The following is a 21599-nucleotide window of genomic DNA, read 5'->3' on the forward strand; positions in this document are numbered from 1 at the left end:
CAGTGCAGACAATCCTCATACTGCTCGGCGTCTGGATCCTGATCAACGTGCTTTTCGTCTTGATCATGATCGCACCGCGCAGGCCGCCGCTTGCGCCGGTGCGCATCGAACAGAACGGTTATCCGTACGAGGAGTAGGTCAAGCTCCACGAGGAGTAGGTCAAGCTCCTGCCGCGCCAAGTCATCATCTCGATCGCGATGGGCGCTTTCTTCCCGCTGACCCCGTCCTTGATCGAGGCCCTCAAACGCTTCATCCGGAAGCGCCGCGAATAGCTACGCGGCCTGCTCGACACCTCAGTTGTTGCCGCGGTTCGCGCTGCGGAAGCTCTTGATCTCCGACACGCTGCCGTCGCGATAGGTCAGCTCCACCGAGATGAACTGCGTTGCCGGCGCGAGCTTCATGGAGAGCGGCATGCCGGCGCTGATCGCACTGGGATCGCGCATGTCGCAGCCCGGCATCTTCAACACCTGGTTCGGAACGGCGGTATCGATGCCGATGCGCACCTCGCGGATGGCGCAGCGGTAGGACACGAGGTGCGTGTAGTAGACCAGCAGCCCGTTGAACTCGCGGAATGACAGCCAGCTCGTCGCGGTCATGTCCAGGATCTTGCGCTGGTCACGGATCAGCGCGGCTTCGGGATCGAACCTGATCGGGAACGGCCCCTGCATGTCACCGGATTGGTCGACATAGCGAACCTCGATGGTGCCGGCCTGCGCGTCCGGCGGCAATTCGATCGACGGGTTCGGCATCCTCTTGCGCGTGCGCGGGTCGAGCGTATCGATGAAGCCGGTTTCGCGGAAGTCGCCGTTGCCGGCCATGCGCCAGGAAACGCCGAGGGTCGGATCGGCAAAGGAGAACACCACGCTCCAGCCGCCATTGTGACGCGAGAAGCTCGCGATCGGCGCGTTGGTGGTCTCCTCCTTCGGCACGCGCGGCACCGACACCGGTGGCAGCGCCGCGAGCTTCTGCGCCGGCGGATCGGCCGGGCGCGCGGCGGCATCCTTGGCGATGCCGCTGAGGAAGACGTCATCGACCATCTGATCGAAATAGACCGGCACCTGCCTGTGCTTGACAGTGTCGGCCATCTCGCTGACGAGACGGCGCGTACGCTGCGCCACCTGCACCAGGTTCTCGCCGGGCTGGAGCAGTTCCTTGGCGAAGGTGCGCGTGAATACCGAATTGGGATTGGCGTCGTCATTGGAGAGGCGGTCGAGCGCGGTCTGGCGCGGGCCCGCCGAGAAGACCGAGAACACGCCTTCGGGCAGCTGCACCATCGGGGCAAGCCCGCCGCCACCGGAGACGGCGCGGGTACCCTTGCGCTCGAACGGGTTGTTGCGGCAGGCGTCGAACACCAGGATCGAGGTCCGCGCCTTCTTGTTCTGGAGGCGCTCGACGATGCGATCGGCCAGGATGGAGGCGTCACGCACCAGTTCTTCCTGCCCTTCCGTCGCCGCGGGCACGTCCGTCGGCAGCAGATAGTTCTGGCCTGCGATCTCGAAGCCGTGGCCGGCATAGAAGAAGAACGCGGTGTCGCCGGGCTCGATCGTCCGATCGAACGCGAGCAGCGTCTCCGAAAATTGCTGCCGGCTCTGGTTTTCGGCGAGCATCACGGAGAATCCGAGCTGCTTCAGCGTATCGCCCATGGTGCGGGCGTCGTTGACCGCCTTGAGCAGCTTCGGAACGTTCCTGTAGTCGTTGTTGCCGACGACGAGCGCAACGCGCTTCTCGGCACAGGCGGGAAGCGCGAAACCGCTGAGGCCGGCCGCAAGGCCAAGCGCTGCCAGTACTCTGAGAAGCCGACGCGTCATCGAAAATCCCTCAAGAACGGCCCACGCCGGTTCCCTCGAACAGCGGTTCATGGAAACCGCGCCGTTGATGTGATAGTCGGCCCAGCCACATCGCTGGTTCAACCGCCCTGAGGACTCAGGTCTGTTGTCTAGCCTATGGTAGATGCCACCGGAATTTGCTTTTTCTCGGTCAATTCTTGTGGGCAATTCCGCTGGAAGCGAGGGGCCGCCGTGTATCGCTGGTGCACCGACGAGGTCGAGCCGCACGACCGCTTCGACTTTTGGCGCGAGGTGCGCGCCAAGGGCCTGTTCGGCGTCACCGTCGAACTCGAGCCCGAACGCCGCGCGAACTTCTTCGGCGAATTCTCGCTGCGCCGGCTTGGCGGAGCCGGCTTCGTCGAGCTGAAGGCCTCCCATTACACGGTCGAGCGCAGCGTGACCGACATCGCTCACGCGCCGGGCGACAGCCTCTGCGTCTATCAGCAGTTCGGCAGCGGCGCGTGGTTCGGCGGCATGCGCGGCAGCGACTTCACGATCGCCAATGGCAGCTTCGCCACCAGCCATACCGACCAGACCTATCGCGCCACGCCGCTGGGCACGGACGGCTTCCACCTGCGGATCCTGAAGATTCCCGTGAGCGGCCTCTCCATGCAGGACAAGCGCATGCGCGAGCTTGCGCCCCGGACGTTCGACGATCCCGGCTTGAAGCCCCTGCTCGACGCCTGCTTCGCCGATCTCGGTACGGTTGCCGCGGGTGATGACGGCGCCGCCGATGCCGCTTCACTCGTCGAGGCTTTAGCCCATCTGGCGCTGATCGAGCGCGGCATGCTGCGGGCCGGCAGCCGCCTCGGGCAGGCCGCGCTGCGGACCGCCCGGCTCTCGCAGGCACGGCGCCTGATCGCGCGGCACCTGCAAGACCCAAATCTGGCGCCGGCCATGGTGGCCGACCTGCTCGGTGTCTCCGTGCGTCACCTGCACATGCTGTTCGAAAGCGCGGCAAGGAGTTTTTCGCAAACCGTGACGGACGAACGCCTGAACCAGAGCCGCCGCCTGATGCGCGAAGCCCCGGACCGGTTGATTGCCGACATCGCGACCTCCTGCGGCTTCGAGAGCGTCGCGACCTATTACCGGGTCTTCAACGCCGCCTACGGGATCGCGCCCGGCGACTTCCGCGCGCAGGGGCCGGAGGGGCGCTAGCCGACGTTTGGGCGGAAAACCGCAGCCGCTCCCACTATTTGGCGAAAACCTCAGGTTTTTTAGGGCCTTCCCGCGCCCGCTCCATTGACTTTGGCCGATTCCCCCCTATGTTCCGTGGCGACGCGGCTCAGATCGAAGAGCGATTCCTGAGCTTGGCGCTTTGTTCGCGTGAGTCAGCACCCCCAGCTTCTTTGAGAGCGCGCCGTTTTGGGGTGGAACGCGACAGCCTTATTACCCTCGATTCCGAACGGCGGTTTCGACCAGAGGCTCAATGTCTTTTACCCATCTCGGACTATCCGAAAAAGTCCTCGCTGCAGTGGCGGCCACCGGTTACACCACCCCCACCCCCATTCAGGAACAGGCGATCCCTCACGTCCTCGCTCGCAAGGACGTGCTCGGCATCGCCCAGACTGGCACCGGCAAGACCGCGGCCTTCGTGCTGCCGATGCTCACCATCCTCGAAAAGGGTCGCGCCCGGGCGCGCATGCCGCGCACCCTGATCCTTGAGCCAACCCGCGAACTCGCGGCGCAGGTGAAGGAAAACTTCGACCGCTACGGCGCGGGTCAGAAACTCAACGTCGCCCTCCTGATCGGCGGCGTTTCCTTCGGCGACCAGGATGCCAAGCTGACGCGCGGCGTCGACGTGCTGATCGCCACTCCCGGCCGCCTGCTCGACCACACGGAGCGCGGCGGCCTGCTGCTCACCGGCGTCGAGCTGCTCGTCATCGACGAAGCCGACCGCATGCTGGACATGGGCTTCATTCCCGACATCGAGCGCGTCTGCAAGCTCGTCCCGTTCACGCGGCAGACCCTGTTCTTCACCGCGACCATGCCGCCGGAGATCCGGCGCATCACCGAAACCTTCCTGCACAATCCGCAGAAGATCGAGGTATCGAAGCCCGCCACCACCGCTGTCACCGTTACGCAGTGTCAGGTCCCGGCCGGGCGCGAGGCGCACGAGAAGCGCGAGCTGCTTCGCCGATTGCTGCGCGAGGCCAAGGATCTCCAGAACGCGATCATCTTCTGCAATCGCAAGCGCGAGGTCGCCGTCGTTCACAAATCGCTGCAAAAGCACGGCTTCAGCGTCGGCGCGCTGCACGGCGACATGGACCAGTCGGCCCGCACGGCGGCACTCGAGCAGTTCCGCAAGGGCGAGCTGCCCCTGCTGGTCGCATCCGACGTCGCCGCCCGCGGCCTCGACATCCCCGAGGTCAGCCACGTCTTCAATTTCGACGTTCCTCACCATCCCGACGATTATGTCCACCGCGTCGGCCGCACCGGTCGCGCAGGTCGGTCCGGCATGGCGATCTCGCTCGTCACGCCGCTCGACCAGAAGTCGATGGTGGCGATCGAGAAGCTGATCGGCCAGAGCATTCCACGCGCCGAAGGCGATTTCGAAGTCCGCACCGATGCTTCCGACGCGAGCGAGCGTCCGCGCGAGCAGCGCGGCCGTGAACGGTCACGCGGCGGACGCGGCAAGCCGCAGCGCGGCCGCGATCGTGAGCGCAGCCACGAGCCGCGCGAACCGCGTGGCGAGGCACAGCCTTCGGCCGAAGCAAGGCCCGCTTCCGAAGCAAGGCCCGCGCGCGAGGCAAGGCCCGCGCGCGAGGCAAGGCCTCCGCGTGAAGCAAGGCCTTCGCGTGAAGCAAGACCACCGCGTGAAGCAAGCGCCCCGCGCGAAGCCAAGCCATCATCCGAGCCGCGTGACGGTGCGCGCCAGCAGGCCAATCCGTCGCATGTGCCGTCGATCGGCCGTCCCGAGCCGCGCCGCCAACGCGAAGCCGACAGCGAGCCGGGTGACCACTCGCATCTGCCGGCATTTCTGCTGCGTCCGGTTCGCTCCCCCGCCGGCGCCTGAAGCACGATGCGCGCCCGGCTTTGGTTGAAACCAAGCCGGCGCGCACTTTTTCGGATGCATTCGTGGACGTATATTTACGGGGCGTTCACGATCGTCCGTTAGCCTACGAACATAATTTAAGTATTGCTGCGGTCGTCGGCACGCCGATCGCTGTGGGGTATGTTCCGTGGTCAAGGTGCTCGACGAACACGAACGCACGATGGCGTTCGCCCAGGTAGCGCTCGGTCAGATCCGATCGCTACGGCAGACGGCAATTCCCCGCAATTACGAGATCTGGTACGTCTACGCCACCGGCTACAACGCCCCGCTCAACAAGATCATCAACGAGACGCTGGCGCGAAGCGGCAAGCTGACCGAAGCCGATCTCGATCACATCTACGAGACCTACCTCTCCCACATCAAGACCACCGAGCGCATCGACAAGGTCGGCGCGCGCGTCATCGGCGAGATCGACGACGTCATAAAGGTTCTCGGCGACGCGCTCGCGATGACCGGCTCCTACGATGCGAGCCTGTCGGACGCGACCAAAAAGCTGTCATCGGCCGAAAGCCGCGAGCAGATCAAGTCGATCGTCGAGACGCTGCTGCATTCGACCAGCGAGATGCGCGAGACCAACAAGGCGCTGGAAGACCGGCTGACGCTCTCGAGGAGCGAGATCAGCAACCTCCAGCAGAGCCTGGAGGCGATCCGCGCCGAGAGCCTGACCGATCCGCTGACGGGGCTCGGCAACCGCAAATATTTCGATCGCATGATCGACATGGCCGTGCAAGGCGCGCTCGCCTCCGGCGAGCCGCTGTCGCTGCTGCTGGTCGACATCGATCATTTCAAGTCGTTCAACGATTCCTACGGCCATCTCACCGGCGACCAGGTGCTGCGGCTGGTCGGCCTGTCGCTGAAGCAGACCATCAAGGGCCAGGACATCACCGCCCGCTATGGCGGCGAGGAATTCGCGGTCGTGCTGCCCAACACCGCGCTGCGCCAGGCCCTCACGGTGGCCGATCACATCCGCCGCGCGGTGATGGCGAAGGAACTAAAGAAGAAGTCCACCGGCGAAATCCTTGGCCGGGTCACCATCTCCGTCGGCGTCTCCATGCTCAAGCAGGGTGACGACACCGATGCGCTGATCGAACGCGCGGATGCCTGCCTGTACGCCGCCAAACGCAACGGCCGCAACCGCGTGATCTGCGAGGCCGATCCGGAATTCACGGTCGAGACCCATAACCGGGTGGCGTGACGCCGAAGCCGCGCACCGCCAGCGCTTGACATTCTGACCCGACGAACGACATCTCCCTCGCCGTCTTGAGGCGTCCGACTGCGAAGATCCGGAGGACTTGTCGTCTTGCCCAATCCGCATGATTTTCACTCACCGCAACCGTCCTACACCAGGGACGAGCTGCTGAGATCGAGCGAGGGCGGCTATTTCGGGCCGGGCAATGCGCAATTGCCAGCGCCGCCGATGCTGATGATGGACCGCATCACGGAGATCAGCCTGGATGGCGGAGAGTTCGGCAAGGGCCATATCGTCGGCGAGCTCGACATCGCGCCGGGCCATTGGTTCTTCGATTGCCACTATCACGGCGATGCCACGATGCCAGCGTCTCTGGGTTTGGATGCCATGTGGCAGATGGTCGGCTACTGGCTGGGATGGTCGGGCTCGCCGGGCAAGGGCCGCGCCATCGGCGTCGGCGAAGTCGCGTGCACGGGCGAGGTCACACCGAACGCGCAACGCGTGCGCTACGAGGTCTCCATGAGGATGGTCCGGCGCGGCAAGCTGGTGCTCGGAATTGCCGACGGTCGCGTGCTGGCCGACGGCGTCTGCGTCTTCACCGCCAGGGACATGCGGGTTGGTCTGACCAAGGCCGTGGAGTGAAGTCCCATCGGGTGGGCAAAGGCGCTCAGCGCCATGCCCATCATCTCCCACACCAGCACCTCAGCGGAGGGCACGCTTCGCTTTGCCCGCCCTGCGCATTGTTTTCTTCTTGGTCGGCCGCTTCGTTGCAACGGGCTTCTTCGCAACCTTCTTCGCCGCCTTCTTCACCTTGGGCGGCTTCTTCACCTTGGCGCGCTGGGCAGCAGCAAGCGCGGCCCTCGCCCATTGCGCGAGTTCCGCGGAATCGTCGAACAGGCGGGCCGGCAGCTCCCAATAGGAGTTCACCACCACGGTCTTGGCGCGGGTCGAGTATTGGAACGGCTTCGAGCCTTCCGCCTCAAAATCCGGGATGGTCATCTCGTCAGCGCGAAAAAACAGGCCGGCGCGCAAGGCCAGCGCGAAGTTGACGCCGTCGGCGGAGATGCCGTAGCCGGAGAACATTTTCCGGATGGCGACGGGGCCGAAATCGGCGAACAGGTCGATCAGAAATTCGCGGTCCATGGCTGAACTATTTCCGCACGGTCGTCTTGGCGAAAGCCAGGACCCATTCCACGGGAGGGAGTTTAGCGAAGACTGCCAGTCGTGCCAGCGTCGGTATTGGCACCGACGATCACCGCGAGATCACGCGGTATGGATCCTGGCCTTCGCCAGGACGACAGCGGAGCGATTTGCGAGAAACGAGCTACCCGTCGATCTGCGCCGGACGCAGCTCGACCGACTCGCCACAGCCGCAGGCGGAGATCTGGTTGGGGTTGTTGAAGACGAACTGGGCCTGCATCTTGTCGGCCTTGTAGTCCATCTCGGTGCCGAGCAGGAACAGCACGGCCTTGGGATCGACCAGGATCTTGACGCCCTTGTCCTCGACGACCTCGTCGGTCGGGCGGACATCATGGGCGTATTCGACGGTGTAGGACTGTCCGGCACAGCCGCCGTTCTTGACGCCGACGCGCAGGCCAACGATCTCGGAATCGGCCCGCTGGGTCAGCTCGCTGATGCGCTGGGCGGCAGCGTCCGTCAGCCGCATGACCTGCGGGCGGGGCCGCCTCGGCTTTGGAGTGGATGCTGGTGTCGAGCCCGACGATATCTGTGTCATGTCAATGATGTGGTCCGTTGCCGAGCGAATTCAATGCCAAGGATCTAACAAGGATCTAAAGCCGAGGTTACGCGTCACCACATGTTGAGCACGAGGCGGGCCTCGTCGCTCATGCGTTCCGGCGTCCATGCCGGCTCCCAGACCACCTTGACGTCGACCACGCCGACGCCGGGGACGCTGGCGACCGCGTTCTCGACCATGGTCGGCAGCTCGCCGGCGGCCGGGCAATTCGGTGTCGTCAGCGTCATTTGCACATCGACGGAACGATCGTCCTTGATCTCGACCTTGTAGATCAGGCCGAGCTCGTAGATATCAGCCGGGATTTCCGGGTCGAACACGGTCTTGAGCCCGGCGATGATCTCGGTGGTGAGACGCTCGGTCTCCTCAGGCGGCAGCGCCGACTGGGTTTCCATCGGATTGGCTTTGATTTCGGCCGTGTCACTCATGCGAACAAATCCCGCGCCTTCAACAGCGCCTGTGCCAGATGATCGACTTCTTCCCGCGTATTATACATGCCGAACGACGCCCGGCATGTGGCTGTGACGTTGAACCGCTCTAAAAGCGGCATCACGCAATGGGTGCCGGCGCGCACCGCGATGCCCTGGCGGTCGATCACGGTGGCGACGTCGTGGGCGTGCGCGCCCTTGAGTTCGAAGGAGATCACCGGGCCCTTGCCCCGCGCCGTGCCGATCAGCCGCAGCGAGTTGATCTCGCGCAGCTTATCCTGGGCGTAGGTGACGAGATCGTGCTCGTGCGCGGCGATGCGCTCCTTGCCGATCGAATTGACGTAGTCGATCGCGGCGCCGAGCCCGACGGCCTCGACGATCGCCGGCGTGCCGGCCTCGAATTTGTGCGGGGGATCGCCATAGGTGACGACATCGCGCGAGACCTCGCGGATCATTTCGCCGCCGCCGTTATAGGGGCGCATCGCGACCAGGTGGTCGTACTTGGCCCAGAGCACGCCGATGCCGGTCGGCCCGTAGACCTTGTGGCCGGTGAAGACATAGAAGTCGCAGCCGAGGTCCTGGACGTCGACTGGGATATGCACCGCGCCCTGGCTGCCGTCGACCAGCACGGGAATGCCGCGGGCGTGGGCGATCTTCACAACGTCCTTGACCGGGACGATGGTGCCAAGCGCGTTCGACATCTGCGTGATCGCGACCAGCTTGGTCTTCGACGTCAGCAGCTTTTCGAATTCGTCGATGAGGAAATTGCCCTCGTCGTCGACCGGCGCCCATTTGATCACGGCACCATGGCGTTCCCTGAGGAAATGCCAGGGCACGATGTTGGAGTGGTGCTCCATGATCGAAATGACGATCTCGTCGCCTGCTTTGATGTTCGGCTCGCCCCAGGACGAGGCGACGAGGTTGATCGCCTCGGTCGCGTTGCGGGTGAAGATCACTTCCTCGGTCCGCGGCGCGTTGATGAACTGCGCCACCTTGGTGCGGCCGCCCTCATAGGCTTCGGTCGCGGCGTTGGCGAGATAATGCAGGCCGCGGTGCACGTTGGCATATTCGGAGGTGTAGGCCTGCGTCATGCGATCGAGCACGGCGCTCGGCTTCTGCGCAGATGCGGCGTTGTCGAGATAGACCAGCGGCTTGCCGTAGATCTGCATGGCCAGCGCCGGAAAATCCTGGCGCACGCGCGCAACGTCGTAAGAGCCGTTCTTGACTGCCGGATGCGTGCTCATTGGCGCCGCTCCAGCCAGCGCTCGGCAATGCCGATCACGTGCTCGCGCAGATCATCGTCGGCGATCTGCTCGATCGCCTCGCCGACGAAGGCCTGGATCAGCAGCGCCTGGGCCTGCTTCTCCGGCAGGCCGCGCGCCTTCAGATAGAACAGCAGACTGTCGTCCAGCGCACCGGCGGTGGCGCCGTGACCGCAGGAGACGTCGTCCGCAAAGATCTCGAGCTCGGGCTTGTTGTCGGCTTCCGCCTCATCCGAGAGCAGCAGCGCGCGGATCATCATCTTGCCGTCGGTCTTCTGCGCATCGGGACGAACGATGATGCGGCCCTGGAACACCGAATGGGCGCGATCGTCGATCACGGCGCGGAAAACTTCTCGGCTGACGCAGTTCGGCACGGCATGGTCGACCACCAGCGTGGTGTCGCCATGTTCGGTCTTCTGCAACAGGTTCACGCCGTTGACGGAGAGCTCGCTGCCCTCGCCTGCCAGCGTGATGAAGCCCTGCAGGCGGCTGACTGCCGCGCCGGTCGTCATGTTGAAGAAGTTCAGCTTTGTATTCGCGCCGACCGTGACGAACTGCGAGGTGATGTTCACAGCATCCGGCGAATCGTCCATCAGACGGATATGCGCGATGTCGGCATTATCGCCAACCGAGAGGATGACGGCATCGTTGACCTGGTAAGCCTTGGCGCCGGCCGCGACAAAGCTCTCGATGATCGTGGCACGAGCGCCCTTCCCGACCGCAACCTGCGAGCGGGTGAAAGCCGACGCGGAAGATGCAACCGCGATGTGGATGATCTGGATCGGCGCGGACAGCTGCGTGCCGTCGGCGATATCAAGCACGACACCGTCGGTCGCCATCGCCGCGTTCAGCGCGATCACCGCATCGATGGCCGCGGTCCTTAACAGACCGGAATCCTTCTCCAGCGTCTCCCGCAACGTCTTAAAGCTCGCCTCGGAGGCGAGCGCCTTGACGTCGGAGAGATCGGGAGCGAACACACCGTCGACCAGCACCAGCTTGCGGGCGCCGGCGATCGCATGTGCTTTCACCGCGTCCGCGGCGCGCTTCAACGCAGTCGCATCGGGCGCAGCCGCGAGCGGCAGTACCTCGCCGACCAGCGCGCGCAGATCGGTGTACTTCCACTCCTCGATCCGGCGGTGCGGCAGGCCGAGACGCTCATAGGTCTCGAACGCCTCGCGGCGTACCGCGATCACGGAAGGCGAACCCGGCAGCCGGCTTTCGGCGCTGGCGAAGAGATCGCTCACCGCGCGGCCGTTTCCGGTCTTTGCCACAGCAACGTTCATCTCAAAATTCCTTACGCGGCGTCCTCGAACTGGGCGTAGCCGGACGCTTCCAGCTCCAGCGCCAGTTCCTTGCCACCGCTCTTCACGACACGGCCTTTTGACATCACGTGCACGACGTCAGGCACGATATAGTTCAGCAGCCGCTGATAATGGGTGATGACGACCATCGCGCGCTTGGGCGAATGCAGCGCGTTGACGCCGTCGGCTGCAATGCGCAGCGCGTCGATGTCGAGGCCGGAATCCATCTCGTCGAGGATGCACAGGCTCGGCTCGAACAGCGCCATCTGCAGCACCTCATTGCGCTTCTTCTCGCCGCCGGAGAAGCCGACATTGACACCGCGCTTGAGCATGTCCTGCGGGATGTTCAGCGACTTCGAGACTTCGCGGACTTTCTTCAAAAAGTCGGGCGTCGAATATTCGCCCTCGCCGCGCGCCTTGCGCTGCGCGTTCAGCGCGGTGCGCAGGAAATTCATGGTGGAGACGCCGGGGATCTCGACCGGATACTGGAACGCCAGGAACACGCCCTTGGCGGCCCGTTCGTTGGGCGCCATCGCGAGCAGGTCTTCGCCCTTGAACAGGATCTCGCCGTCGGTGACCTCGTAACCAGGCTTGCCGGCGATGACGTGGGACAGCGTCGATTTGCCGGAGCCGTTCGGCCCCATGATCGCGTGGATCTCGCCCTCGTTCACGGTCAGCGTCAACCCATGGAGGATCTCACGCTCCTCGACACGAACCTTGAGGTCTTTCACTTCAAGCAAAGCCATCTTGGTGTCCAGTTTATTCAAATGATGCATAGGGCGCGCGACGCGCGCCGCGAGGGCCGGCGCTAGCCGACCGATCCTTCAAGCGAGATCGAGATCAGCTTCTGCGCTTCCACCGCGAATTCCATCGGCAGTTGCTGCAGCACGTCCTTGACGAAGCCGTTGACGACGAGGCCGACCGCCTCCTCCTGCGTGAGGCCGCGCTGGATGCAGTAGAACAGCACGTCCTCGGAGATCTTGGACGTGGTGGCCTCGTGCTCGAACGTCGCCGACGAGTTCTTGGCTTCGATGTAGGGCACGGTGTGCGCGCCGCATTTGTCGCCGATCAACAGCGAATCGCAGGCGGTGAAGTTGCGCGCGCCGGTCGCCTTGCGATGCGCCGTCACGAGGCCGCGATAGGTGTTCTGCGATCTGCCGGCGGCGATGCCCTTGGAGATGATACGGCTCGACGTGTTCTTGCCGAGATGGATCATCTTGGTGCCGCTGTCGACCTGCTGATAGCCATTCGAGATCGCGATCGAATAGAATTCACCACGCGAATTGTCGCCCCGCAGGATGCAGCTCGGATACTTCCAGGTGATCGCCGAACCTGTCTCGACCTGGGTCCAGGAGATCTTGGAATTGTTGCCGCGGCAGTCACCACGCTTGGTGACGAAATTGTAGATGCCGCCTTTGCCTTCCGAATTGCCGGGATACCAGTTCTGCACCGTCGAATATTTGATCTCGGCGTCGTCGTGCGTGACGAGTTCGACCACGGCCGCGTGCAGCTGGTTCTCGTCGCGCTGCGGCGCGGTGCAGCCCTCGAGATAAGAGACGTAGGAGCCCTTGTCGGCAATGATCAGCGTGCGCTCGAACTGGCCAGTGTTGCGCTCGTTGATGCGGAAGTAGGTGGACAGTTCCATCGGGCAGCGCACGCCCGGCGGCACGTAAACGAACGAGCCGTCCGAGAACACCGCCGAGTTCAGCGTTGCGTAGAAATTGTCCGACGTCGGCACCACGGATCCCAGATATTTCTGCACCAGCTCGGGATGCTCGCGGATCGCCTCCGAGATCGGCATGAAGATCACGCCGGCCTTCTTCAGCTCGGCCTTGAAGGTGGTCGCAACCGAGACCGAATCGAACACCGCGTCGACCGCGATCTTGCGCCTGTTGGGGTCTTCCTCGCCGGGCTTCGGCTCGACGCCTTCGAGCATGGCGACTTCCCGCAAGGGAATGCCGAGCTTCTCGTAGGTCTTCAGAATCTCGGGATCGATCTCGTCGAGCGAGGTGATCGTCTTCTTCGGCTTGGGAGCCGAATAATAATAGAGGTCCTGAAAGTCGATCTTGGGATAGTCGACGCGGGCCCAGGTCGGCTCGGTCATGGTCAGCCAGCGCCGATAGGCCTCGAGCCGCCACTGGAGCATCCAGGCGGGTTCGTTCTTCTTCTCGGAGATGAACTTGACGGTTTCTTCCGACAGCCCCTTTGGGGCCTTGTCGGACTCGATCAGGGTCTCAAACCCATAACGATACTGATCGACGTCGATGCGCTTCACGCGCTCGACCGTCTCTTGCACGGCTGGCATTCTATCCTCCGCTCGCGGTTTCAAGGACCGCGGTGGATCATCAAATTCGGACGACTATTACGATGTTTCTTGGCGGGACGCACGCGCTTAGAACCGTTCAAGCCGTGTTTCATCGCTTATCCCTTAAGTAGGGTATTACCGAGCTTTCGCCAAGCCTCTAACGCCCTGTTGATGTCATCCGGCTCCGTGGACCAGCCCAGACTGAGACGCACCGCTCCTTGGGCGACGGTGGGATCATACCCCATCGCCGACAGCACGTGGGACGGCTGTACCTTGCCCGAGGAACAGGCAGAGCCCGAGGACACCGCGACACCTTCGAGGTCGAAACCGATCACCGCGGTCTCGGCTTTCAAGCCGGGAGCCGTGAAAAGAACGGTATTTGGCAACCGCCTGGCGTCATCTGAGAAGACCGTTGCGCCGGCCATGGAGCGAATGCCATTTTCCAAGCGATCTCTGAGGGTTGCCATCCGTTCCGCATCCTCCGGCAAAGCCTGAAGGGCAGCCCGCACGGATGCGCCGAAGCCGGCAATGCCGGCGACATTCTCGGTTCCGGCACGCCGGTTCAGCTCCTGCCCGCCGCCCCGCAGCACCGGCTCAAGTCCGGCCACGCCCTCGGCCACGACCAGCGCGCCGACCCCCTTGGGGCCGCCGATCTTGTGCGCAGAAAAGGTCGCAAGGTCCGCACCGATCACCTTGATATCGAAGGGGATTTTCCCAAGCGCCTGGATTGCGTCGACGTGCAGGAGGCCGCCGGCCCCGTGAACGATTCCCGCGGCCTCGGCGATAGGCTGCAGCGCGCCCGTCTCGTTGTTGGCCGCCATGATAGAGACCAGCGCCGGCGGGCCCTCTCTGAGCAGCGCCTTCAAATGATCGAGGTCGATCACGCCGGAGCGTGTGACCCTGATCTGACCGATCTCATCTGCCGGGAACCGGCCGCCTGCCAGTACCGAAGCATGCTCGACGGCCGAGACCAGAAGCCGCTCGACAGGCCCCCCAGACGGCCCCCGAAGCCCCGGTGAAAGCGCCAGCGCGTTGGCTTCGGTTCCCGTGGAGGTGAAGACGACGTTCCGCGGCAGCGCGCCTACTGCGGTCGCAAGGATGGCCCGCGCCCCCTCGACAAGCCGTCGCGCCTCGCGCCCCTCGGCGTGAACAGAGGACGGATTGCCGATCAGCTCGTAGGCTGCGAGCATTGCGCCTCGCGCCTCGGAGCGAAGCGGCGTGGTCGCGTTCCAGTCGAGATAAACACGGCTCGGCATGACGTATTATGTTACCATTCGGACCAGGCTGCTTCGCCCGCACTGGTACCCGACATGGGCCCCCGGGCAGCGCTTGGCAATCTCGATTCCCAATCGCCTTCGCGCGATGACGGCCATGACACGCTAACGTCTTGAGCCGATTGCGGGATGTTCAAGATGCTTGCTTTTTGACCCTCGCCTCATGTTAGAACGCGCGCGTCAGTTCGCCGCGCGCCGCTCGCGCATCATCCGAGGGCGCCGCTCCACCCTTCCATTCGCGGCTTGATCGGCCCAGCAGCCGATGAAATCCGCACAATCGGTTGATTGTTGAAGAGCGTCTTCAAGGGATCAATCAAGAGATCATCATGCCTGAAGTTATTTTCACCGGCCCCGCCGGCCGCCTCGAAGGCCGCTACCATCCGGCCAAGCAGAAGAACGCGCCAATCGCGATGGTCCTGCATCCGCATCCGCAGTTCCACGGCACGATGAATCATCAGATCATCTACCAGTGCTACTATGCGTTCGCGCATCGCGGCTTCTCGGTGCTGCGTTTCAATTTCCGTGGCGTCGGCCGCAGCCAGGGCTCGTTCGACCACGGCACCGGCGAATTGTCGGACGCGGCCGCGGCGCTCGACTGGGCGCAGACCATCAATCCCGAAGCGCGCGCCTGCTGGGTTGCCGGCTTCTCCTTCGGCGCCTGGATCGGCATGCAGCTGCTGATGCGCCGCCCCGAGGTCGAGGGCTTCATCTCGATCGCGCCGCCCGCCAACCTCTACGACTTCTCGTTCCTCGCACCCTGCCCGTCCTCGGGGCTGATCGTGCATGGCGAGAAGGACGCGGTGGTGCCGCCCAAGGACGTCAACACGCTGGTCGAGAAGCTGAAGACCCAGAAGGGCATCGTGATCGACCAGCAGGTCATCCCGGGCGCCAACCACTTCTTCGACGCCAAGCTCGAGCCGCTGATGGAAACCATCACCGCCTATCTCGACATGCGCCTCGCCAACGTGCGCTGAGCTTTCCGTGGGTGCGTTCATCGCATTGCTGCGTGCCGTGAATGTCGGCGGCACCGGCAAATTGCCGATGAGCGAACTCAAGGCTATGTGCGAGGAGCTCGGCTACGCCGCCGTGCGCACCTATATTGCAAGCGGCAACGTCGTCTTCACAAGCCGCAAGTCGCAATCTGCGATCAAGACCGCACTCGAAAAGCGATTGCACGCCTATGCCGGCGCGCCGGTCGGCGTGCTCGTGCGCAGCGCCACCGAGATGGCGCAGGTCTTGGCCGATAATCCGTTTCCAAAGGCCGCCCCCAACCGTACCGTCGCGATCTTCCTCGACAAGGCGCCGCCGGCGGATGCGCTCGCCGGCATTCGCGGCCAGAACAAGGAGGAGATCCGCCTCGGCCGCCGCGAGATCTACGTGCATTACGGCGACGGCATGGGCACGTCGAAGCTGGTCATCCCCGCCGCCAACCGGCACCGCGCGCAACATGAAAACGATCGCGACGCTCGCGAAAATGGCCGCAGAGCTCTAGGCCAGCTTGAGCGCCGCGATCCCCGTCAGCACCAGCAGGATCCCCGCGATCTTCATCGCGCTCAGCGCCTCGCCGAACAGCACCACACCCATGACGACGGTGCCGGCGGCGCCGATGCCGGTCCAGACCGAATAGGCGACGCCGACCTCGAGCACCTTCAAAGCACGCCCGAGCAGGACAACGAAGGCTACGAGCAGCACGAGCGAAACGACGCTCCAGCCAGCGCGCGTGTAGCCTTCCGCATATTTCATCGAGATCGCCCAGCCAACATCGAGTGCGCCTGCGATCACCAGCATCAGCCAGGCCATGGATTGCGACATCGGCGTGGGCTCAGGCCGCAAGCTTGAGCAGATGCGCGTCGTGGCGCACGAGGAAGGCGCGCAGCAATTGCGGATAGTCCGCGCCCACCGCAGTACGGACGCTCGGACGCTTCGCCAGTTCGGCGCGCCATGCGCGGACCTTCGGCACATCGCGGAAAATGCCGTGGTCGGTCAGCTCATCGAACAGATCGAAGTAGCGGAAGACGGGGGCGAATACGGCGTCGACGAGACTGAACGCTTCGCCAGCAAAATAAGGACCGGCACCGAGCGCCGCTTCGACCCGGGCGAACTTCACCATCAGCGCCTGGCGCTTGCTCTCGAACGTCGCCGCATCGGTCGTGGTCTCTAGGCCCCAGAGATCGGCGAGCACTGCTGAACCGAACTCCATCCACGCCCGGTGCTCGGCACGCTCCAAGGCATCCGCCGGATGCAGTCTCACGCCGCCTTGCGTCTCCTCGATGTACTCGCAGATCACGTTACTCTCGAACAGCGCGACCTCGCCCTTCTCGCTCGTCACGACCAGCACCGGCACCTTGCCGAGCGGCGACAGTTTGAGAAACCAGTCGGGCTTATTGGCGAGATCGATGTCGACCCGCTCGAACGGCACGCCCTTCTCGTTGAGCGCGATCACCGCGCGCTGCACATAGGGGCAAAGCTTGTGGCTGATCAGTTTCAGTGAAGCGGTCATGGCGAGAATCCCGACGGTTAGATGCAACTGCATCAAAGATAGATGCATATGCATCTACATGTCAAGATCAATGCATCTGCATCATCCCGCCTATGATCTCAAGGCCGCGCGATCACCCCGCCCGTCATCGGCATCGGCACGCCCGTGGTCCCGGGATACGACAGCGGCAGGCCCTTCAGGCCGCGCGCGGCGAGGAAGCCGAAGGCCTGCGCCTCGATGGCGTCGGAGGCCCAGCCGACTGCCTCCGCGGCCTCGACAGTGGCGGACCCAACGCGCTCCCGCAGCATCTGGAGCATGGTCCGGTTGCGGGCGCCGCCGCCGCAGACGATCCAGCTCCGCGGCCTGCGTGGCAGCAGCGGGATGACGCGGGCAATGGCCGCCGCGGTGAAGGCGGTCAGCGTTGCGGCGCCGTCGGCCGGCAGGACATCGCCGAGCTTCAGCGCGGCAAAATCGTTGCGGTCGAGCGATTTCGGCGGCGGGCTTGCGAAGAACGGCAGCTGCAGCGCCCGCGCGATCCAGGCCTCGTCCGCCTTGCCGAGGGCTGCGAGCTTTCCGTCCGCGTCGAACGCCTGATTCATGGTGCGGTACATGAAATCGTCGAGCAACGCGTTGCCGGGTCCGGTGTCGCAGGCGATCAGCGTGTCGTTGCCGTCGATATAGGTGATGTTGGAGACGCCGCCGATATTGACCACGATGATCGGCCCTTCGCGCTCCAGCGAATGGGCGAGCGCGCGGTGATAAACCGGCACTAATGGCGCGCCCTGCCCGCCGGCCTCGACGTCGGCGGCGCGAAAATCATGCATCACCGGGATATGGATCGCCCTGGCCAGCGCCGGCGCGTCGCCGATCTGCACCGTCAGCCGCTTCTCGGGGCGGTGCAGCACGGTCTGGCCGTGGAAGCCGACGATGTCGATGTCTTCCGGCTTCATCCGGTTCTGGGCGACGAAGGCGGCCACCGCCTCGGCATGCGCGAGCGTCACTGCGCGTTCGGCCTCGGCCAGAACTCCCGGCCTAGCATCGCGTTGGGCCAGGTGCACCGCCTCGCTCAGCGCCTGCCGCAGCAGGTTGCGCTCCGCCGGGCTATACGGCCGGTAGCCGGACGGCCCGAATGCCTTCACCTGCTTTCCGTCGGTTTCGATCAGCGCGACATCCACCCCGTCCAGCGAGGTGCCGCTCATCAAACCGAGTGCCGTCAACATCATGGATCAGCGTCCTCAAGCGACCCTTCCGGCATGCCGATCTTGTGCCAGAGGGACACATCTTATAATGCCACAGGCCAAAGTGGCGGGCAGCAACCGAGTTCCCACGGAAGACCCTTAAATTGCTCCCAAAACAGTAAACCAAGAATTGTCAGGCGCGCCGACAAATGAATGCATTCAAATCGGATTTCCTCAACACGTTGCAGGAACGTGGATACATCCACCAATGCTCCGATTTCGAGGGGCTGGACGCCCTCGCCGCCAAGGGCGAGGCGACGGCTTATGTCGGTTACGATTGCACCGCCCGCTCGCTGCACATCGGCAACTACCTGACCATGATGATGCTGCACTGGCTGCAGCAGTCCGGCAACAAGCCGATCACGCTGATGGGCGGCGGCACAACCATGGTCGGCGATCCCTCCGGAAAGGACGAGACGCGCGCGATCCGCACCGTCGCCGAGATCGAGGCCAACAAGGAATCGATCCGCGGCGTGTTCGCAAAGGTGCTGCGCTATGGCGGGGGCAAGAGCGACGCCATCATGCTCGACAATGCCGAGTGGCTGACAAAGCTCAACTACATCGAGATGCTGCGCGACGTCGGGCGGCATTTCTCGGTCAACCGCATGCTGACGATGGACTCCGTGCGCCTGCGCCTCGAGCGCGAGCAGGAGATGAGCTTCATCGAGTTCAACTACATGATCTGCCAGGCCTACGACTTCGTCGAGCTCGCCAGGCGGACCGGCTGCAACTTGCAGATGGGCGGCTCCGACCAGTGGGGCAACATCATCATGGGCGTCGATCTCGGCCGTCGCATGGGCACGCATCAGCTGTTCGCCCTGACGACGCCGCTGCTGACGACGGCGTCGGGGGCCAAGATGGGCAAGACCGCTCAGGGCGCGGTCTGGCTCAACGCCGACCAGTTCTCGCCGTATGATTTCTGGCAGTACTGGCGCAACACCGAAGACGCCGACGTCGGCAAGTTCCTCAAGCTGTTCACGACGCTGCCAATGACCGAGATCAGGAAGCTCGAGGCGCTCGGAGGCTCCGAGATCAACGAGGCCAAGAAGGTGCTTGCCACCGAGGCGACCGCGCTCCTGCATGGCCGCGACGCAGCGAACGAGGCGGCCGAGACCGCGCGCCGTACCTTCGAGGAAGGCGCGCTGGCCGAGAGCCTGCCGACCGTGGAAATTCCGCGCGGCGAGTTCGACGCCGGCCTCGGCGTGCTCAACGCCTTCGTCAAGGCGGGCCTCGTTGCCTCCAACGGCGAAGCACGGCGCCAGATCAAGGGCGGCGGCCTGCGCGTCAATGACGAGCCCGTCACCGACGAGAAGATGGCGTTGTCGGCGGCCGACCTGACGCCGGAAGGCGTGGTCAAGCTGTCGTTCGGCAAGAAGAAGCACATCCTCCTGAGGCCTGCATAGGCGTATGAGCTTTTCGCTGCTTGTCAGGGCGCGCTGAAGCGCGCTCCCTGATCGGCAATGGACCAGAACACGCTAGAGGAACAGTCCAAGCAAGCGACCAGGGAACGCGTCACGGCGACGCCGCAGGGCGTCGTGCGCACCGCGCTGGTGGTGCTCGCGCTCTGCTTCACACTCGCCGTGCTCGGCCGCGGCCTCAGCGAAAGCTTCACCGTCTTCCTGAAGCCGATCTCGGAAAACTTTGGCTGGGATCGCGCCCAAGTGGTCTCGATCTATTCGCTGACGTGGCTCGTCAGCGGACTGACGGCGCCGTTGGTCGGGCGCCTGTTCGATCATTCCGGACCGCGCATCGTCTATGCACTGGGCCTTTTGCTGCTCGGCTCGGCCTTCCTGATCGCAAGCCACGCGCAGTCACTCTGGCAGTTCCAGCTCTCGATCGGACTCTGCGTCGGCATTGGCGTCGCCTTCATCGGCAATGTGCCGAACTCGATCCTGCTGGGCCGCTGGTTCGGCCCAAAACTCCCGACCGCGATGGCGGTGGTCTACTCGGCCATGGGTGGCGGCGTGCTGGCGCTGCTGCCGGCCTCGCAGCTTTTGATCGATCATCTGGGGTGGCGCGAAACCTACCAGCTGTTCGGCTTCGCCGCGCTCGGCCTGCTGGTGCCGCTCATGCTGCTGCCATGGCGGCTGTTCGCCTCGGGCTCGCCGCAGATCGCGAAGAAGACCGATCCGGATTTCGTCGATCACGGCTGGACCCTTCCGAGCGCGATGCGCCATCACGCCTTCTGGGCGCTGTTCTCGACATTCTTCTTCACCGCGGTCGGCATGTATGCGATCGCCGCCCAGATCGTGGCCTATTTGATCGATGCCGGCTTTCCACCGCTGCAGGCCGCCACGGCCTGGGGCTTCTCCGGCATCGTGCTGGTGTTTGGCATGCTAGGCGTGTCCGCGCTCGACGGCCTGATCGGTCGCCGGCCGTCGGTGCTGCTCAGCTACGCGATCTCGATCCTCGGCATCTTCCTGCTGTGGCTGTTGCAATACTCCGCCAATTTCCTCCTGCTCACCGGATTCGTGGTCTGCTTCGGCAGCATGATGGGCTCACGTGGACCGCTGATCACGGCGACCGCGATGAAGATCTTTGGGGGCAAGCGCGTCGGCACCATCTACGGCACCATCTCGATCGGCAGCGGGCTCGGCTCGGCTTTCGGCTCCTGGAGCGGCGGCCTGATCCATGACGCGACCCATGGCTACAACGCGCTGCTCGCCTTCGCACTCGCGAGCGTGGTGCTCGGGATGATCCCGTTCCTGGTCGTGCCCGCCTTGCGGCGGTAGGTCTCCTGAAGGTAACTTGAGCGCATTCGCGTCACCGGGAAATTACGGATGGGCACGACGCGAACAGCTACGAAGATGTGGATCGCACGCGGCTGAAAGTCCTTCCTGCGGTGTTTTGTCCGACATGACAAAAATGTCAGCGCAAATTGCCCTTGGGCGGCTTGCAGGGCGGAACTGAATGCGGTCCTAGTCGCAGCATTGGATGGAGGGCACAAACCAATGAACTTTCCCTATCTCGTTCGCTTTCAACCGGTTCTCTTGAGCCTGTTTCGCTTCATCACCGGCCTGCTGCTGTTCCAGTACGGTGTCGCCAAGCTGTTCAAGTTTCCGGTGCTTCCCTACTTCGCAAACATCCCGCCGATCATCTACGCAGCCGGTACGCTTGAGCTCGTGCTTGGCGCGTTGCTGATGATCGGCCTGTTCACCCGCCTCGCGGCATTCATCCTCTCGGGTGAGATGGCCTTCGCCTATTTCATGGGGCACATGTTCAAGGGCGAAACGCCGGTGTTCCTGCCGCTGCTCAATGGTGGCACCGCGGCGATCCTGTTCTGCTTCGCCTGCCTCTACCTCTCGGCAGCCGGCGGCGGCTCGGTCAGCGCCGATGCGGCGATGGGCAAGGACTAGCGGCGCGTTCGCGCGGCGCTGAGGCGTCAGCGATTGATTCGCGAATGAAGAGATGGCATCCGTATGTTCACGGGTGCCATCTCAGCGCGAGCCCAGCACGTTCCAGACCAGGACGAGGACCGCGACCAGCAGC

21 protein-coding genes and 1 pseudogene are annotated in these 21599 nt (G+C 63.9%); 10 read left to right on the forward strand and 12 right to left on the reverse strand.

From position 1 onward, the window contains the following. The first annotated feature begins 2 nt into the window (after nucleotides 1-2). Nucleotides 3-137: a hypothetical protein gene (locus AC0L3B_RS15530; RefSeq protein WP_007591544.1), complete on the forward strand. Its 135-nt coding sequence runs from the start codon at nucleotides 3-5 to the stop codon at nucleotides 135-137. Between the two features lie 156 nt (nucleotides 138-293). Here AC0L3B_RS15530 and AC0L3B_RS15535 read toward each other — a convergent pair whose 3' ends face one another. Next, on the reverse strand, nucleotides 294-1808 hold the full coding sequence (locus AC0L3B_RS15535) for a caspase family protein (protein ID WP_473380676.1): 1515 nt from the start codon (nucleotides 1806-1808) through the stop codon (nucleotides 294-296). Between the two features lie 210 nt (nucleotides 1809-2018). Here AC0L3B_RS15535 and AC0L3B_RS15540 point away from each other — a divergent pair, with 210 nt between their 5' ends. The 4 genes from AC0L3B_RS15540 to fabA all read left to right on the forward strand — a co-directional run bounded on the left by AC0L3B_RS15540 (nucleotide 2019) and on the right by fabA (nucleotide 6712). Beyond that, entirely contained in the window at nucleotides 2019-2984 is a 966-nt protein-coding gene (locus AC0L3B_RS15540; RefSeq protein ID WP_473380677.1) for a helix-turn-helix transcriptional regulator, read from the forward strand. Between the two features lie 271 nt (nucleotides 2985-3255). After that, on the forward strand, nucleotides 3256-4842 hold the full coding sequence (locus AC0L3B_RS15545) for a DEAD/DEAH box helicase (RefSeq protein ID WP_473380678.1): 1587 nt from the start codon (nucleotides 3256-3258) through the stop codon (nucleotides 4840-4842). Nucleotides 4843-5008: 166 nt separating this feature from the next. Next, nucleotides 5009-6076, forward strand: a complete 1068-nt coding sequence (locus AC0L3B_RS15550) for a GGDEF domain-containing protein (RefSeq protein ID WP_446480288.1) — start codon at nucleotides 5009-5011, stop codon at nucleotides 6074-6076. Nucleotides 6077-6181: 105 nt separating this feature from the next. Further along, complete coding sequence (gene fabA / locus AC0L3B_RS15555) at nucleotides 6182-6712, forward strand: bifunctional 3-hydroxydecanoyl-ACP dehydratase/trans-2-decenoyl-ACP isomerase (RefSeq protein ID WP_085353496.1); 531 nt, start codon at nucleotides 6182-6184, stop codon at nucleotides 6710-6712. A gap of 60 nt (nucleotides 6713-6772) precedes the next feature. On the opposite strand, the gene AC0L3B_RS15560 is transcribed toward fabA, so the two are convergent. The 8 genes from AC0L3B_RS15560 to AC0L3B_RS15595 form a co-directional block, all read right to left on the reverse strand. Next, on the reverse strand, nucleotides 6773-7213 hold the full coding sequence (locus AC0L3B_RS15560; RefSeq protein WP_204511095.1) for a TfoX/Sxy family protein: 441 nt from the start codon (nucleotides 7211-7213) through the stop codon (nucleotides 6773-6775). Between the two features lie 181 nt (nucleotides 7214-7394). Then, nucleotides 7395-7805, reverse strand: a complete 411-nt coding sequence (locus AC0L3B_RS15565; RefSeq protein ID WP_007609828.1) for a HesB/IscA family protein — start codon at nucleotides 7803-7805, stop codon at nucleotides 7395-7397. A 74-nt stretch (nucleotides 7806-7879) separates the two neighbouring features. Then, nucleotides 7880-8251 carry an SUF system Fe-S cluster assembly protein gene (locus AC0L3B_RS15570; RefSeq protein ID WP_007591551.1) on the reverse strand — a complete coding sequence of 124 codons (372 nt, stop codon included), beginning with the start codon at nucleotides 8249-8251 and terminating at the stop codon, nucleotides 7880-7882. Then, complete coding sequence (locus tag AC0L3B_RS15575) at nucleotides 8248-9495, reverse strand: cysteine desulfurase (RefSeq protein WP_473380679.1); 1248 nt, start codon at nucleotides 9493-9495, stop codon at nucleotides 8248-8250. The genes AC0L3B_RS15570 and AC0L3B_RS15575 overlap by 4 nt, the downstream gene beginning before the upstream one ends. Continuing rightward, complete coding sequence (gene sufD, locus AC0L3B_RS15580) at nucleotides 9492-10796, reverse strand: Fe-S cluster assembly protein SufD (RefSeq protein ID WP_018454452.1); 1305 nt, start codon at nucleotides 10794-10796, stop codon at nucleotides 9492-9494. The genes AC0L3B_RS15575 and sufD overlap by 4 nt, the downstream gene beginning before the upstream one ends. Before the next feature lie 11 nt (nucleotides 10797-10807). Next, on the reverse strand, nucleotides 10808-11560 hold the full coding sequence (gene sufC, locus AC0L3B_RS15585; protein ID WP_007609807.1) for a Fe-S cluster assembly ATPase SufC: 753 nt from the start codon (nucleotides 11558-11560) through the stop codon (nucleotides 10808-10810). 62 nt (nucleotides 11561-11622) lie between these two features. Next, nucleotides 11623-13119 (reverse strand): Fe-S cluster assembly protein SufB, encoded by a 1497-nt coding sequence (gene sufB, locus AC0L3B_RS15590; RefSeq protein ID WP_007609805.1) that lies wholly within the window; start codon nucleotides 13117-13119, stop codon nucleotides 11623-11625. Nucleotides 13120-13235: 116 nt separating this feature from the next. Beyond that, nucleotides 13236-14375: a cysteine desulfurase family protein gene (locus AC0L3B_RS15595; RefSeq protein WP_204511092.1), complete on the reverse strand. Its 1140-nt coding sequence runs from the start codon at nucleotides 14373-14375 to the stop codon at nucleotides 13236-13238. Nucleotides 14376-14719: 344 nt separating this feature from the next. Here AC0L3B_RS15595 and AC0L3B_RS15600 point away from each other — a divergent pair, with 344 nt between their 5' ends. Next, the gene (locus tag AC0L3B_RS15600; RefSeq protein ID WP_007591562.1) at nucleotides 14720-15367 is read left to right on the forward strand and encodes an alpha/beta hydrolase; all 648 of its coding nucleotides are present in this window, start codon (nucleotides 14720-14722) and stop codon (nucleotides 15365-15367) included. Between the two features lie 7 nt (nucleotides 15368-15374). Beyond that, nucleotides 15375-15885, forward strand: a pseudogene (locus AC0L3B_RS15605) (DUF1697 domain-containing protein). On the opposite strand, the gene AC0L3B_RS15610 reads toward AC0L3B_RS15605, so the two are convergent. From AC0L3B_RS15610 to AC0L3B_RS15620, 3 genes are all read right to left on the reverse strand, one after another. After that, nucleotides 15882-16205: a DMT family transporter gene (locus AC0L3B_RS15610; RefSeq protein ID WP_039799056.1), complete on the reverse strand. Its 324-nt coding sequence runs from the start codon at nucleotides 16203-16205 to the stop codon at nucleotides 15882-15884. The pseudogene AC0L3B_RS15605 and the gene AC0L3B_RS15610 sit on opposite strands and share 4 nt — an antisense overlap. A gap of 10 nt (nucleotides 16206-16215) precedes the next feature. Further along, complete coding sequence (locus tag AC0L3B_RS15615; RefSeq protein ID WP_018454457.1) at nucleotides 16216-16893, reverse strand: glutathione S-transferase family protein; 678 nt, start codon at nucleotides 16891-16893, stop codon at nucleotides 16216-16218. A gap of 98 nt (nucleotides 16894-16991) precedes the next feature. Continuing rightward, nucleotides 16992-18095, reverse strand: coding sequence for an anhydro-N-acetylmuramic acid kinase (locus AC0L3B_RS15620; protein WP_368508141.1), 1104 nt, complete (start codon nucleotides 18093-18095; stop codon nucleotides 16992-16994). Nucleotides 18096-18259: 164 nt separating this feature from the next. On the opposite strand from AC0L3B_RS15620, the gene tyrS reads away from it, so the two are divergent. From tyrS to AC0L3B_RS15635, 3 genes are all read left to right on the forward strand, one after another. Continuing rightward, the gene (tyrS, locus tag AC0L3B_RS15625; RefSeq protein WP_473380680.1) at nucleotides 18260-19513 is read left to right on the forward strand and encodes a tyrosine--tRNA ligase; all 1254 of its coding nucleotides are present in this window, start codon (nucleotides 18260-18262) and stop codon (nucleotides 19511-19513) included. A gap of 57 nt (nucleotides 19514-19570) precedes the next feature. Continuing rightward, nucleotides 19571-20842 carry an MFS transporter gene (locus AC0L3B_RS15630; RefSeq protein WP_085353503.1) on the forward strand — a complete coding sequence of 424 codons (1272 nt, stop codon included), beginning with the start codon at nucleotides 19571-19573 and terminating at the stop codon, nucleotides 20840-20842. Nucleotides 20843-21061: 219 nt separating this feature from the next. Then, complete coding sequence (locus AC0L3B_RS15635) at nucleotides 21062-21466, forward strand: DoxX family protein (protein WP_018454461.1); 405 nt, start codon at nucleotides 21062-21064, stop codon at nucleotides 21464-21466. The last annotated feature ends 133 nt before the right edge of the window (nucleotides 21467-21599 follow it).

The organism is Bradyrhizobium sp. Kon56, from assembly GCF_055807635.1.